14 protein-coding genes are annotated in these 13342 nt (G+C 70.6%); 4 read left to right on the top strand and 10 right to left on the bottom strand.

Annotated elements, in window-relative coordinates; all coding sequences use genetic code 11:
* Position 1 precedes the first annotated feature (1 nt).
* Both ACTWPT_RS25865 and ACTWPT_RS25870 read left to right on the top strand, forming a co-directional pair.
* Complete coding sequence (locus ACTWPT_RS25865; protein ID WP_443180034.1) at positions 2–751, top strand: polyprenol monophosphomannose synthase; 750 nt, start codon at positions 2–4, stop codon at positions 749–751.
* A 61-nt stretch (positions 752–812) separates the two neighbouring features.
* Complete coding sequence (locus tag ACTWPT_RS25870) at positions 813–1304, top strand: FxsA family protein (RefSeq protein WP_443180035.1); 492 nt, start codon at positions 813–815, stop codon at positions 1302–1304.
* A 292-nt stretch (positions 1305–1596) separates the two neighbouring features.
* Here ACTWPT_RS25870 and ACTWPT_RS25875 read toward each other — a convergent pair whose 3' ends face one another.
* The 3 genes from ACTWPT_RS25875 to ACTWPT_RS25885 form a co-directional block, all read right to left on the bottom strand.
* Positions 1597–1941 carry an RNA polymerase-binding protein RbpA gene (locus ACTWPT_RS25875; RefSeq protein ID WP_443180036.1) on the bottom strand — a complete coding sequence of 115 codons (345 nt, stop codon included), beginning with the start codon at positions 1939–1941 and terminating at the stop codon, positions 1597–1599.
* 125 nt (positions 1942–2066) lie between these two features.
* Positions 2067–2684, bottom strand: coding sequence for a hypothetical protein (locus ACTWPT_RS25880; RefSeq protein ID WP_443180037.1), 618 nt, complete (start codon positions 2682–2684; stop codon positions 2067–2069).
* A 156-nt stretch (positions 2685–2840) separates the two neighbouring features.
* Positions 2841–4937: a DUF4132 domain-containing protein gene (locus tag ACTWPT_RS25885; protein ID WP_443180038.1), complete on the bottom strand. Its 2097-nt coding sequence runs from the start codon at positions 4935–4937 to the stop codon at positions 2841–2843.
* Positions 4938–5044: 107 nt separating this feature from the next.
* On the opposite strand from ACTWPT_RS25885, the gene ACTWPT_RS25890 reads away from it, so the two are divergent.
* Positions 5045–5767: a nucleotidyltransferase domain-containing protein gene (locus ACTWPT_RS25890; protein ID WP_443180039.1), complete on the top strand. Its 723-nt coding sequence runs from the start codon at positions 5045–5047 to the stop codon at positions 5765–5767.
* A gap of 6 nt (positions 5768–5773) precedes the next feature.
* Here the strand turns inward: ACTWPT_RS25890 and ACTWPT_RS25895 are convergent, their stop codons facing one another.
* From ACTWPT_RS25895 to ACTWPT_RS25925, 7 genes are all read right to left on the bottom strand, one after another.
* Positions 5774–7201 (bottom strand): MFS transporter, encoded by a 1428-nt coding sequence (locus tag ACTWPT_RS25895; RefSeq protein ID WP_443180040.1) that lies wholly within the window; start codon positions 7199–7201, stop codon positions 5774–5776.
* Between the two features lie 419 nt (positions 7202–7620).
* On the bottom strand, positions 7621–8418 hold the full coding sequence (locus tag ACTWPT_RS25900) for a glycerophosphodiester phosphodiesterase family protein (protein WP_443180041.1): 798 nt from the start codon (positions 8416–8418) through the stop codon (positions 7621–7623).
* A gap of 36 nt (positions 8419–8454) precedes the next feature.
* Positions 8455–8994 carry a TrmH family RNA methyltransferase gene (locus tag ACTWPT_RS25905; RefSeq protein WP_443180042.1) on the bottom strand — a complete coding sequence of 180 codons (540 nt, stop codon included), beginning with the start codon at positions 8992–8994 and terminating at the stop codon, positions 8455–8457.
* Positions 8991–9581: a class I SAM-dependent methyltransferase gene (locus ACTWPT_RS25910; RefSeq protein ID WP_443180043.1), complete on the bottom strand. Its 591-nt coding sequence runs from the start codon at positions 9579–9581 to the stop codon at positions 8991–8993. The genes ACTWPT_RS25905 and ACTWPT_RS25910 overlap by 4 nt, the downstream gene beginning before the upstream one ends.
* An 11-nt stretch (positions 9582–9592) precedes the next feature.
* Entirely contained in the window at positions 9593–10540 is a 948-nt protein-coding gene (locus ACTWPT_RS25915) for a VWA domain-containing protein (protein ID WP_443180044.1), read from the bottom strand.
* Entirely contained in the window at positions 10537–11469 is a 933-nt protein-coding gene (locus tag ACTWPT_RS25920) for a DUF58 domain-containing protein (protein ID WP_443180045.1), read from the bottom strand. The genes ACTWPT_RS25915 and ACTWPT_RS25920 overlap by 4 nt, the downstream gene beginning before the upstream one ends.
* A 7-nt stretch (positions 11470–11476) precedes the next feature.
* Complete coding sequence (locus tag ACTWPT_RS25925) at positions 11477–12478, bottom strand: AAA family ATPase (protein ID WP_443180046.1); 1002 nt, start codon at positions 12476–12478, stop codon at positions 11477–11479.
* 56 nt (positions 12479–12534) lie between these two features.
* Between ACTWPT_RS25925 and ACTWPT_RS25930 the strand changes: the two genes are divergently transcribed.
* Positions 12535–13305: a hypothetical protein gene (locus tag ACTWPT_RS25930; protein ID WP_443180047.1), complete on the top strand. Its 771-nt coding sequence runs from the start codon at positions 12535–12537 to the stop codon at positions 13303–13305.
* The last annotated feature ends 37 nt before the right edge of the window (positions 13306–13342 follow it).

A 13342-nucleotide genomic window follows, 5' to 3' on the forward strand; every position in this document is an offset into this window, starting at 1 on the left:
GATGGAGACTCTCGGCCGGGTGCTGGTCGTCGTGCCGACCTACAACGAGCGTGACAACCTGCCCATGATCGTCGGGCGGGTGCGCGCGGCCGTGCCGGAGGCCCACGTGCTCGTGGCCGACGACAACAGCCCCGACGGCACCGGCGAGGTCGCCGACGAGCTGGCCGCCGCCGACGAGCACGTGCACGTCCTGCACCGGCCGGGCAAGCAGGGCCTGGGCGCGGCCTACATCGCCGGCTTCCGCTGGGGGCTGGAGCAGGGCTACGACGTGCTGGTGGAGATGGACGCCGACGGCTCGCACCAGCCGGAGGAGCTGCCGAAGCTGCTCCATGCGCTGGCCGACGGCGCCGACCTGGCGATCGGGTCCCGCTACGTGCCCGGCGGCAAGGTGGTCAACTGGCCGCACCGGCGCGAGCTGCTGTCCAAGGGCGCCAACGTCTACACCCGCGTCATGCTGGGCCTGCCGGTGCGCGACGCGACCGCCGGCTTCCGCGCCTACCGCGCCGCCACCCTGGAGAAGGTGGGCCTGTCGGGCGTGGAGTCGCAGGGTTACTGCTTCCAGGTCGACCTGACGCTGCGCACGTCCCGGCACGGGCTGCGGGTGGTGGAGGTGCCCATCACGTTCGTGGAGCGTACGGTGGGCAAGAGCAAGATGAGCGGCAAGGTCATGTCTGAGGCGCTGTGGCGGATCGGCATGTGGGGCGTCACCGGCCTGCCCAGGCGGTTGCGCCGCAAAGGCGAGCCAGGTTAGGAACGCTTCCGGTGCGCCGGGCGTTGTTCCTGGCGTACGCGTATGCGGAATCGAGGAAACGATGCGGCTTCTGCTCTTCCTGGCCTTCCTGGTCGTCCCCGTCCTGGAGATCTGGCTGCTGATCCAGGTCGGATCCGTGATCGGCGGGCCCGCGACCGTGGCCCTGCTGATCGCCGACAGCCTGCTGGGCGCGTGGATCGTGCGCCGCGAGGGGCGCCGGGCCTGGCGGGCGCTGCAGGAGGCCTTGCAGTCAGGCCGGATGCCCAACCGCGAGCTGGCCGACGGCGGCCTGGTGCTGGTGGGCGGCGCGCTGCTGCTGACGCCGGGGTTCTTCACCGACGTGTTCGGGTTCTTGTGCGTGCTGCCGTTCACCCGACCGATGATGCGCCGCCTGGGGGCGTGGTTCTTCGAGCGCCGGGTCAAGAGGATGGCGGCCGCGTCGCCGTACGCGAATCTCTTCCCGCCGCGCCCCGACGCCGGCGCTCCGCACGGCGAGGCTCCGAACGGCGGCCGGGTGGTGCACGGCGAGGTCATCCGGGAGGAGCGCGACTAGCCTCCTGCCCGCGGGAAACCGTGGTCCCTCGTCGTTTCCGCACGTCACCACGACTGCCTGCGGCCCTCCGCCACCCGCGGCACTCCCGGTAGGCGGCTCCAGGCCGCGCAGGGCGCCAACGCGCGGACCTGCTCGCCTTGCGCTGTCACTCGCAGACGCTGCGCCAGGTGCGCTGGGCGAACACCCGACTGAAGGACTCGGCCACTCGGGCGCTGGTCAGCTGACGCTCGGCGAAGCTCGGGCATGAAGAACCCCCGGGCCGCCGGGCCCGGGGGTGTCACCGTGAGAAAGGTCAGGCGCTCTTACGACGCTGGGCCCGCAGAACCGCGAGCCGCTCGTTGAGCACCTCCTCAAGGTCTTCGATAGAGCGCCGCTCCAGGAGCATGTCCCAGTGCGTCCGTGGGGGCTTCGTCTTCTTGGATTCCGGCTGCTCGCCGTCCACGCGTACCGCGGTCACGCCGCACATGCGGCACTCCCAAGTCGCGGGGATTTCGGCCTCGGCGGCAAGCGGAACCTCGAAGCGATGGCCCTTAGGGCAGGTGTAGGACACGTCCTGGCGCGGAGCCAGATCCGTGTTACGGTCGTTCTCGTAGCTGGTTGCCCCGAGCCGGGTGCCACGAAGCGCGCGCTCGCCCATGTCTCAATGCCTCCTACAGGGCCCCCTTGAAGTGGGGGGTCTGTCTCCCACGGTGTCTAACGCTTGGTACCGTGATGGGATTCCCACCTGCGGGGTGATCCAATCGCGGATGGGGCTTCGGTTATTCAGACGATTGCCGATTTCACCCGTGGCCGCGCCGTCTGCAGGGCTGTGGCCAGCCAGAGGCCGCCGATCATGATGAGCGCGCCGTGCGCGATTCGCAGCGGGTACGGGCCGAAGAATTGTGGGATGAACAGCACGAATCCCAACGCCAGTGCCGTCCCGCTCCACCGGGGCAGCGTGCCCGAGCGCCACACCGAGATCGCCGCCATGACCACGCCGGCGCCCAGCAACAACAATCCGGCGGCGAACATGGTGAGCGCGACGGGCCCATGCCTGAACTCCTGCGCCAGCTCCATGAGCGCGGGCGCCTGGTCGCGCAGCGAGCGCCGGGCGATCACGTTCAGCCCGAAGTCCTCGGCACCGTAGTACGGCAGCGTCAGGCCGGCGCCGATCCACGTCACCACCGCCGCCCGCAGCGACAGACGGTCACCGAGCACCTGGTGCAGGCCGAGCACGGCCAGCCCGATGAGGATGAAGCCGAACATCGCGGCGGCGTGCCCGATGACCCATTCCGTGGAGGCCATCGCGGCCGCGTCGTCGCCGGAGGGGCGGATCGCCGGGTAGATGAGGAACTGGATGCCGCCGGTCGCGAAGGCGGCGGCGGTGAGCCGGGTCGACATGAGTGCTCCTTGAAGAGGGCATCGCTCTGTGGCGAGAGCAATGCTCTCTTGTGGGCGCGCCAAAGTCAAGAGCAGTGCTCTCGCTTTGGAGCGACGGCCGCGGATGTCGGGGCCGGAGTGGCAGCGCTCCCTGTGGAGGTTCCTTTCTCGCGTGGATCAGGCCCGGAGCTGGCGGGTGATGGAGGGGTCGGTGATGGCGGTGTCGTTCGCTAGTAGGAAAGCCTTGCTGAGGATGAGCGCCAACCGGCCGTCCTCCTCGAAGGGAAGGAACAGTCCGGCGTGCGGGTCGCCTGCGGAGACGATGCACAGGTAGGCGTCGTTGGGTTCCATCAGGATGTTCGCCGACCCTAAGTGGATCTTGTAGGTGCGCAGGTCGCCCCGGACCACCAGGAAGCGGTCGGTCAGGGTGCACCGGTCGGCGATGGCGGTGCGCCCGATCAATCGAGACAGCGCGTCGCGGCGCACCTCGGCGGAGGGCGGCAGCGCTGCGAACGAGCCGGTCCGCCAGTAGTCCTGCAGCCGGTCCGGCCCCTGGCCGGCCCACTGGGGATCGGCCGTGATCGAGGCGACGGCCACGAACAGGTCGACGTCCCGCATGGCCTCGCTGAACACCAGCGCCGGGACCTCCGCCAACGGCGCCTCGTGCCACCTGCCCCCGGTCAGCAGGTGGAAGCGGACCTGGCCGGTGCCCGCGTAGCCCTCGTCGTAAAGACCGTGGTCCAGGGTCACCCGCCACCGTCCGCCCGCCAGCGTCCGGTGGGCGTCACCGTCGCCGCCGCCGTCCCATGCCCCCAGGAAATGGGATTGCCAGCCTCGCTGTTTGAACAGCGCACGGAGCCTGCGGTAGTCCACCACGTGCCCGGCGAAGCGGTTGGAGTAGGTCCGGGTCGCCTCCTCGGCGGGGGTGAGCAGGTAGACCTCGCGGAAGGCCTGCTTGTACGGCTGGCGCAGCTCCTTGCCCTGCACCACCTCCCGCCAGGTGCGCACCTCCTCCGCCGACGCGCGGGCCGGATGCCACAGCCGCACCGGCACGTCGGGCACGGTCAACCCCAGCTCGCTGCGCCAGACGCCGGGCGCGACCTCGAACTCCCAGATCAGCCGATCGGTGACCGCATGGCCCTCTAGCTGCCGGTACGGCGGAGCCGTCTCGCTGGTGTATCCGGCTTCCAATGCCCTGATCAGCGTGGCCTGCTGCTGCTGGGTCCGCTTGACCAGCTCGCGCAGCCGCTTGACCTCGTCGGGGTGCTCCCTCTTGACCGCCGCCGGGACGCCCTTCAGCTTCTTGTCCCCGTGCCACCACGACAGCTCGACCGCGCCGTCGGTCGAGATCATCGCCGTGTGCTCGCCGACGGCCTGACGCACCCGCCCGTCGGGCAGCCGGAACGCCACCTCCAGCCGGTCGGCCAGGGCGGGCTCGATGCGTTTGAACATCCGGTCCAGTTGCTTGGGCACCCCGGCGTGCCGGGTGGCCTGGCGGGCGGTGCGCAGCGCGGAGACCGCCTCGGGAGTCGGGTGCTCCTCCACCGCGCGGGCGATCTCGAACAGCAGTCCTTGGGAGGGCAGGGTCTTGGCCTGGGTGGGTGCCACCGCGACCCCGCGCAGCAGCCTGTGCAGCAGCTCGGGCAGCCAGGGCTCGTCGCGGAAGAGCGCCAGCCGTGCGGCCCGGCCGATGGTCGCCGTCTCCGCGCGCTCGAACGCCTTGTCCGCCTGGTAGGGGATCTCGCCGGCGTGGATCGCCGCGACGCGGACCTCGGCCGCCTCCAGAGCCGTCCGGGCGAAGTCCAGATAGCCGGGCTCGCCGCCGAGCCATTCGACCGCGCCGGGCAGCGGCGGGGAGTCAAAGTGCGGCCGCGCCCGCTCCGCCTCGGCGAACAGCGCCCGCCGCTCGACGTCCCACCCGAGCAGCAGCTCCATCTCGGCGACCGCGATCGGCCCCCAGTCCTCGGCGAGCCGGGCGCTCACGTCGGCGTCCATGCCCGCCAGGCCTGCCGCCACCAGCGCGCAGAAGGGTTCGTACGGTCGTCTCTCGTCCCGCAGCAGGAAGCCGACCAGTTCGCGGGCCGGCGCGGCCAGCCGCTGCCTGGTCTGCTCGTCGATCGCGTACCGCCGCGCCGATGTCCGGCTGCCGTCGCCGTCCCGTGCCGGAGTGCCCAGCCCGACGCTCAGCTGGGCGGCGTCGGGCCAGTACGTGGGATCCTTCGCGGTCCCGGTGAGCAGATGGAACAGGCGCTGTGCGAGGGGGGAGAGGTCCATGCCGATGGTTTAGCAGCCGCGAATGACAAAACGTCGGCGGCCGGCCGCCTGCCAGGCATGATCTACAAGGGGCTGCTTCAGCATCCGCCCGGCTATGATCCGTTCCGATGAGCGCCGACAACCATGGGCCGCCGGCTCCCCGTCTCGCCGGCATCCGGTCCCGCTGGCTCAGCGCCACGACCGCCGCCCTCCACGGCGACCCGGTCGTCGCCGGCGCTGCCCTGGTCGGCTCGCTCGGAGCCGGGCAGGCCGACGACTGGAGCGACATCGACCTGCTCATCGTGGTCGACGACGTATCCATCGACGACTACGCGGCACCCGGCCGTCTTCCCTGCGGCACCGGGAAGCCGGCGGTGGCCTTCGACGCCCGCCACAACGGCCCTCGCGGCACCAGGGCGGTCAGCGGGCAATACCTCGTTGACGGGCTTCCGCTCTGGGTCGACTGGCACATCCACCGGCTCTCCCAGGCGAACTGGCCGGCCGACAGCACCGTCATCTTCGACCGGCGAGGTCTCGGCCGAGACTCGGCCACCTTCTCCGAGCTTCTCAACGCCGGCGAGCACGAACAGGCGACAGCCAAGGGCCCGGCCGATCATCGAGCATTGCAGCTCGCCCTCGTCCCGATCGCGGGCAAGCGGATCGCCCGCCGATCACCGGAAACGGCTCCGATGATCGCGTTCATCGGCGGCCCTTACGTGCCCGGCGCACCCTGGAAGGACCACCTCGCCACTCTGCGGCAGCTGCTCGGCGGATTCGCGGCGCTCCGGCTGCCCGGGAGCGTCGCCGCCGGGCACGCGTACCTCGACCTCGTGGAGGAGACTCTCGGCTGACCTACGTCAGATGCGCTCGGGCACCTCGTTGCCGGCCGCGCGGATGGCCTTGGGCAGGTTCGTCAGCGCCAGCAGGACGAACCCGATGACGAAGAAGACGACCAGGGACACGATGGCGATGCGGTAGCTGTTGGTGAGCGTCAGGGCCAGGGTGATCGTCAGGTTGCCGATGAACGCCGAGCCCTTGTCGCTGATCTGCAGCAGGCTGAAGTATTCTGCCTCCCTGCCCTTCGGGATCACCTGGGAGAACAGGGAGCGCGACAGCGCCTGCGTGCCGCCCAGGACGATGGCGATGACCAGGGCCATGAGCATGAACTGCAGCACCTGCTGCTCCTGTACGAACAGGGCCACGATGACGATCGCCGTCCACACCACCAGGCTGCCCAGCACGGTGCGTTTGGTGCCGAACACCCGGGCCAGCCGGCCCAGCAGCAGCGCGCCGAAGAACGCCACGAACTGCACCATCAAGATGGTGACGATCTGGATGGTTGTGTCGAGCTTCAGCGCCTGGGAGGCGAAGGCCGCGCTGTGCCCGATGACGGTCTGGACGCCGTCGTTGTAGATCAGGTAGGCGACCAGGAACAGCAACGTCAGAGGGTATCTACGCAGCTCGGACAGGGTGCGGCCGAGCTGGCGGAAGCTGCCGCCCACCGAGCCGAGCGCGGTGGTCTCGTGCGCGGGCACGGGCCGGTTGCGCAGCCGCAGCAGCGGGATGACGGTGAAGGCGGCCCACCACAGCCCGGACGACATCAGGCTGATGCGCACCGACTCGCCGGTGCTCAGGCCGAGGGCCTCGTGGTTGAGGTAGAGGGCCAGGTTGAGCGCGAGCAGCACGCCGCCGCCGATGTAGCCGATGGCCCAGCCCTGGGCGGAGACGCGGTCGCGTTCCTGCGCGGTGGAAATCTGCGGCAGGAACGAGTCGTAGACGACCACTGAGCAGCCGTAGGCCAGGTTGGCCAGGACGAACAGCACCAGGCCCAGCATGTAGCGGTCGCCGTCGAGGAAGTACAGGCCCATGACGGCCAGGGAGCCGGCGAAGGCGAAGCCGCCCAGCAGCTCGCGCTTGCGGCCGGTGTGGTCGGCCAGCGCGCCCGCGATGGGCAGGAACACGATCTGCAGGAGCACCGCGACCGTCGTCGCGAGCCCCCAGATGGCCGCCGGGCGGATGTCGGCGCCGAGCACGCTGACGAAGCCCAGGTCGGCAGTGACCAGCTTGTCGAAGTCGCGGGCGCAGACGTCGGCCGGCGTGGTGGGGAAGTCCTTGGCGCAGGCCGCGGTCGTGGCCACCGAGATCAGGTACGGGCCCAGGAAGACCGTGATGACGGTGGTGTAGAAGGCGGAGTTGGCCCAGTCGTAGACGTACCAGCCGCGCTGCTCGCGCCGGCGTGCGGCGGGTGAGTCGTCGAGGGCCGCGGGGGGGTGGGAACTGTTCATTGAGGAAGGCATTCCTATGTAGAAGCTCGCTTGAGTAAATATTTACGTCGGCAATCTGATACCAGGCCTACACGCTCCGTATGCGATCTGGGATCTGCTGGCGCGCTGCCGGCTTTCGGGGCCCTCGTTCCACCGGAGCGATGGTCCGGGGCCTGCCTGGTTGCCTCTGGATGCACTGGCATGGCCACGTCGTGACGGAACTCGCCGCCCTGGATCGGACCGCACGCCGGACGTGCGTCGCCGCCCAGGGGTGTACGCGGGGGACCAGCGCGCCCAAGACCGTTCGGGGCGTGCCACTGTGCGGGACTCACTCTTGCTCAGTGTCCAGGGACGGTGCGGGTACGGGCATGGTTCGCTCGCTCCTAGGTGGCCATTCGGCTGGCCGGTCGCGTCGACGCGGATGCGGCCGGCCCGGGCTGTCAGGCGGCCAGGCTGCCGGGGTGCCACTGGCCGCGGCGTTCGAGCACTTCGCGTAGGCCGGTGACGTTGTCGGTCATGATGCCGTCCACGCCCAGGTCGAGCAGGCGCTCCATGCGGGCGGGGTCGTTGATGGTCCACACGTGCACCTGCATGCCGATGGCGTGTGCGGTGCGGACCAGGCGTCGCGTGGTGACGCGCAGGCCGCGGAAGCCCACCGGCACTTGGGCGCAGGGGATGCCGGCGAGGGACAGGCGGGCGAGCAGCCGGCCGTAGCCGGAGGTGGTGGCGGCGGCGCGCAGCGCGGCGACGCCGCGCGGCCCGAGCGCCGAGCACACCTCCCTGCCGATCGCGGCCCTGGCCAGCGCCAGGCGCTCGTCGGAGAAGGAGGTCAGGCAGATGCGATCGTAGGCGTTGGTGCGCCTGATCGCCTCGGCCAGCGGGGCGATGGCCGCCGCCTCCTTGACGTCGAGGTTGAAGCGGACCTCCGGCCAGGTGCCCAGGAGGTCCTCCAGCAGCGGGATCTCGTGGACGCCGCCGATGCGGGCCTGCCTGACCGCCCGGTAGGGCAGCTCGGAGATGCGGCCGCGCTGGTCGGTCACGCGGTCGAGCGTGTGGTCGTGGAAGGCGACCAGCACGCCGTCGGCGGTGGCGTGCGCGTCGGTCTCCAGATAGGTGTAGCCGAGTGCGACCGCCCGCTCGAAGGCGGCGGCGGAGTTTTCCGCGCCTTCCGCGGCGCCTCCGCGGTGGGCGAAGGCCAGCGGGCCCGGGTGGTCGAGAAAGGCGAAGCGGCTGAGCACGTCCTGAAGTATGCCCTTCCGGGATGAACGCTGCAGTTACGAATCAGCAAGATTCTCCCACTCCTGGCGGCGGGCCTCCGCCAGCGCGATGGCGGCGGCCACCGCGACGTTGAACGAGCCGACCCGGCCCACCTGCGGGATGTAGCAGACGCCGTCCACGGCGTCGAGGAGGGCGGGGGAGCAGCCGTGGTCCTCGCTGCCGACCACCAGGCACACATCGCGGCCGAGATCGGCTTTGTGCAGCGGGACGGCCTCGGCGGTCAGCTCGATGGCCAGCACCGCGTAGCCGCTCTCCCTGGCGGCCTTGACCGCCTCGGTGGCCGGGACGGGCTCGTGCCAGGTGACCAGCCGTTCGGTGCCGAGCGCGGTCTTGCCGGCCTTGGGGTTGGTGGGCGGGGTGGCGTTGCCGGCGAGCCAGATCTCGTCCACGCCGAACGCGGCGGCGCTGCGGAAGATCGAGCCGATGTTGAACGGGCCGGTGACCGACTCGATGATCAGGCCGAGACGGTTTTCGGTGTTCCTGCGCCAGGTGCGGTTGAGTCGTTTGACGTCGGTGGGGCGCAGTTGCCTTCTCATCGGGTCACCTTCAATATGCGGTAGGCGGCCCGGCTGGCCTCGCGGGAGGCCTGCCAGCCCTGCTCGCCGAGCCAGCGCTGCAGGGAGTCCGAGCCGAGGTGTTTCTGGACGACCAGGTAGGCGACACCGTCGGGGGTCAGCCGGGTGAGCCACCTGGTGAGCATGTCGTGGAGGGCCTGCTTCCCAATGCGGATCGCAGGATTGGACCAGATTGCCCGAAATTTCACATCTTCTGGCATTTCATCGACATGCACTGACCTTACTTTGTAAAGGCCGGCGGCTCGGGCGTTCCGCTCGGTGAGCTCCAGGCTGCGCCGGTTCACATCGACGGCCCACACGGTGGCCTCGGGCGCGCGGGAGGCCATGGTCAGCGCGATCGGCCCGTAGCCGCAGCCCAGGTCGAGCAGGTGGCCCTCCTGCGGCGGCGCCGGGACGGTCTCCAACAGCACGCGGGTGCCGACGTCGACCCGCTCCGGCGAGAACACGCCGCTGTCGGTCTCCAGCCGCAGGTGCAGGTCGGGGAGGACCAGGTCGACCGAGCCCGGCCTGGAGCGGGTGTCCGGCCGCTCGGAGAAGTAGTGGGCCACGTGGCAAAACGTTACGGGATGCGGGAACCGAACATGACCGCCGCACCGGACACCAGCAGCCCGGCCAGGATCGCGGCCACGATGAACCACTGGGTGATCTCCTGGTTGACGAGCTTGTAGCCGAGCGAGGTGCCGATCTGCTCGTAGACCTCGCGCAGCTCGTTGCCGGACTCGGCGGCGTAGGCGCGGCCGCTGGTGCCGTCGGACAACGATTGCAGGGTCTGCTTGTTGACCGGCACGTTCACCGGGCGGCCGTCGATGCTGACGGTGCCCTCCTGGGTGCCGTACGCGATCGTGGAGACCGGGACGCGAGCCTGCTGGGCCGCGTCGACGGCCTCGTTGACGGACCTGCCGGAGGTGTTGTCGCCGTCGGACAGCAGCACGATCGCGGCGGGCGGCGGGTCGGTGGCGGCCTGCTGGTCGAACGAGCGCAGCGCGTCGAGCGAGCTGAAGACGGCCTCGCCGATCGCGGTGCCCGGGCGGGTGGTGAGGTTGCCGATCGCGGCGACCACGGCCTGGTGGTCGGTGGTGGGGGAGATGACGACGTTGGCCGAGCGGGCGAAGGACACCAGGCCGACGTTGAAGCGGTCGGGCAGCTCGCGGGCGAAGGCCTGGGCGGCGGCTTTGGCGGCGGTGATCCTGTTGGGCTGGACGTCGTCGGCGTCCATGGACAGCGACACGTCCAGGGCGATCATGATGGTGGCGCGGTCGCGCGGCACACGTACCTGGTCGGCGGGTTTGGCCGCGCCGATCACCAGGAACGACATCATGACGAGGAACAACGCGGGGGCGACGTGGCGGCGCCAGCCCGGCCCGGCGGGGGCGACGAGGTTGAGCAGGGCCAGGTTGGTGAAGCGCACGGTGTAGCGGCGGCGGGCGAACATCGCGGCGACGTATCCGGCTACGAGCAGCGCGACCAGGAGGAACAGCCACAGCCATGAGGGGGCGAGGAACGTCATGTCACCTTCCTGTGGGCAAGGTGGCTCGTGCGGCGCTGCCGCAGCACGAACTGCGCCACATCGAACACCCAGTCCCGGTCGGTACGCAGCACCAGGTGGGCGATTCCGGCGCGGCGCAGCGCCAGGCGGGTGCCCTCGCGCTGCAGGGCGGCCGCTTCGGCATACGCCTGCCGGACTTTGGGCGAAAGGTGCACTTCGCGTACCTTCCCGGTCTCGGGGTCGGTGAACGCGACCCGGCCCACGTCGGGCAGTTCGAGCTCGCGCGGGTCGATCACCTCGACGGCCAGGACCTGATGGCGGGCGGCCAGGCGGCGGATGGGGCGTTCCCAGGGGCGCTCGGCGTCGGGGTCGAGATCGGGGTGGGCGTCGAGGAAGTCGGACACGATCAGGCGCATGCCGCGGCGCCGGCGGCTGGCCGACAGCACCTCGATGCCCTCGGCCAGGTCGGGCGCGTCCTCCACGATGCGGCCGCGGGGGGCGTCCATGAGGGAGTGGAGCAGCCCGTACAGGGCGGGACGGCCGGTGCGGGCGGGCATACGGTGAACGTACTCGTCGTGCAGGACGAATGCGCCGAACCGGTCGCCCATCCGGCTGGACAGGAAGCCGATGGCGCCGACGGCGGCGATCACCAGGTCGCGCTTGTCGGTGTCGGCGGTGCCGAAGTCCATGCTGGGCGACAGGTCGGCCAGCGCCCAGGTCTCCAGCTCGCGGTCGGCGATGAGGTCGCGGACGTGGGGGACGCTGGTGCGGGCGGTGACGTTCCAGTCCATGCGGCGCACGTCGTCCTCGCCGGGCACGTACACGCGGCTGTCGCCGGCCTCGCTGCCGGTGCCGGGCAGCAGCCCCTGGTGCGCGCCGTGCAACAGCCCGTCCAGCCGCCGGGTGACGGTCAGCTCCAGCCGCCGGAGTGCCTGCTCTGCTGTGCTCATCGGCAGCTCAACGGTTCTGGTTCCAGACGACGAGGGGTGGGGGTACTGCGTGCAGGATCTGCTTGACCACCTGCTCCGGGTCGACGCCGTCGGCCAGGGCGTCGAAGGTGAGCATGAGCCGGTGGCCCATGACGTCCACGGCCACGTCGCGCACGTCGTCGGGCAGCAGGTAGTCGCGGCCGCGCAGCAGCGCCAGCGCCCGCCCGGCGGCTACTAGGCCCAGTGTGGCGCGCGGGCTGACGCCGATCTCGATGGTCTCCGCCAGATCGGCCAGGCCGTACTCGGCGGGTGCGCGGGTGGACATCACCAGCCGGACGACGTAGTCGGCGACGAGCTGGTGGACCGAGATCTGCTCGGCCGCCTCCTGCAGGGCCAGCAGCTTGTCGGGGTCCAGGACCCGCTCGGGCATGGGCGGGGTGACGCTCATGCGGTGCAGGATCTCCAGCTCCTCGTGGGCGCTGGGGTGCGGGACGCGGACGCGGAACAGGAACCGGTCGCGCTGCACCTCCGGCAGCGGGTAGACGCCTTCGGACTCGATGGGGTTCTGGGTGGCCAGCACGATGAACGGCTTGGGCAACGGGTGGGTGACGCCCGCCAAGGTGACCTGGCGCTCGGCCATGACCTCCAGCAGCGCGGACTGGACCTTGGCGGGGGCGCGGTTGATCTCGTCGGCCAGCAGGAAGTTGACGAACACGGGGCCGAGCTCGACGTCGAACTTCTCGTTGGAGGGGTGGTAGACGCGGGTGCCGATGATGTCGCTCGGCACGAGGTCGGGGGTGAACTGGATGCGGGCGAACGTGCCGCCCACGACGGTGGCCAGGGTGGAGGCGGCGAGGGTCTTGGCGACGCCGGGGACTCCTTCGAGCAGGCAGTGCCCGCGCGCCAGCAGGGCCACGATCAGCCTTTCGACCATGTGGTCCTGGCCGACGATGACTCGCCGGACCTCGTCGAGACTTTGACGCAGCAGTGCCGCGTCGTTTCCGCCTGGCAACTCTTCGGCGACGCTCATGACGCCATTCCACCAAACAATGCCGGAAACGTGCACGACGCCACGTCTGTGCTTTCATGGCAAACGTGGCTAGTCCGCTCCAGTACGGCGATCCGCCCCGGTTGGGGCGGTATGTGGTCCAGGCGCGCCTGCATCAGGCGCCCGCCGGTTTCGTGTACCTGGGCCAGGGGCCCGACGGCCGCGCGGTGTCGCTGGCCGTGCTGACCCGGGGGGCCGCGTTCGACGCCGCGGCGCGTGAGCGGTTCGTGACCGCGATCAGGGAGTCGGCCGGCGGGCGGTCCGGGATGCGCAGCTGGCTGGGCCGCAACTCCAGGCAGCGGGCCGCGGTGCTGGACGGCATGCCCCAGGTGCTGGACAGCGATCTTGGGCACGCGCCGTGGGTGGCGGTGCCGTACACGCCCGGCCAGCCGGGGGCCGAGCGGTTCCTGGAGCCGGTCATGGTGGGCGGCACGCTGATCGGGCAGGCGCACGGGCCGGACTTCGTCCCGTACTGGCTGACCGACCGCGCGCCGGCGCTGCCGGGGCCGACCAGACAGCGCCGGCCGCTGACCGAGACGCGCCGGCGCGTGCTGATGGCCGCGCTGGCGCTGGCGCTGCTGTTGCTGCTGGTCACGGCCATCTTGTTGCTGCTGCTGTTCGGCAGGCGCGACAGCGAGCCGCAGCCTAGGCAGCTGCCGCCGACGGTGTTCGTGCCAACGCCACCGCCGACGCCCGAGACGCCGGAGCCGCGGCCCTCGCCGTCGCCGTCGCCCTCGCCGACCGAGAGCGGGCAGGCCACCCCGGGCCGCACGCCCGGGGACGAGCCCGGCGAGGAGTCGCCGTTGTAAATGCCGTTGAGCCTCACGTGACGTGAGGCTTTAGCGT

The organism is Nonomuraea sp. 3N208 (genome assembly GCF_052245935.1).
Classification (GTDB): domain Bacteria; phylum Actinomycetota; class Actinomycetes; order Streptosporangiales; family Streptosporangiaceae; genus Nonomuraea.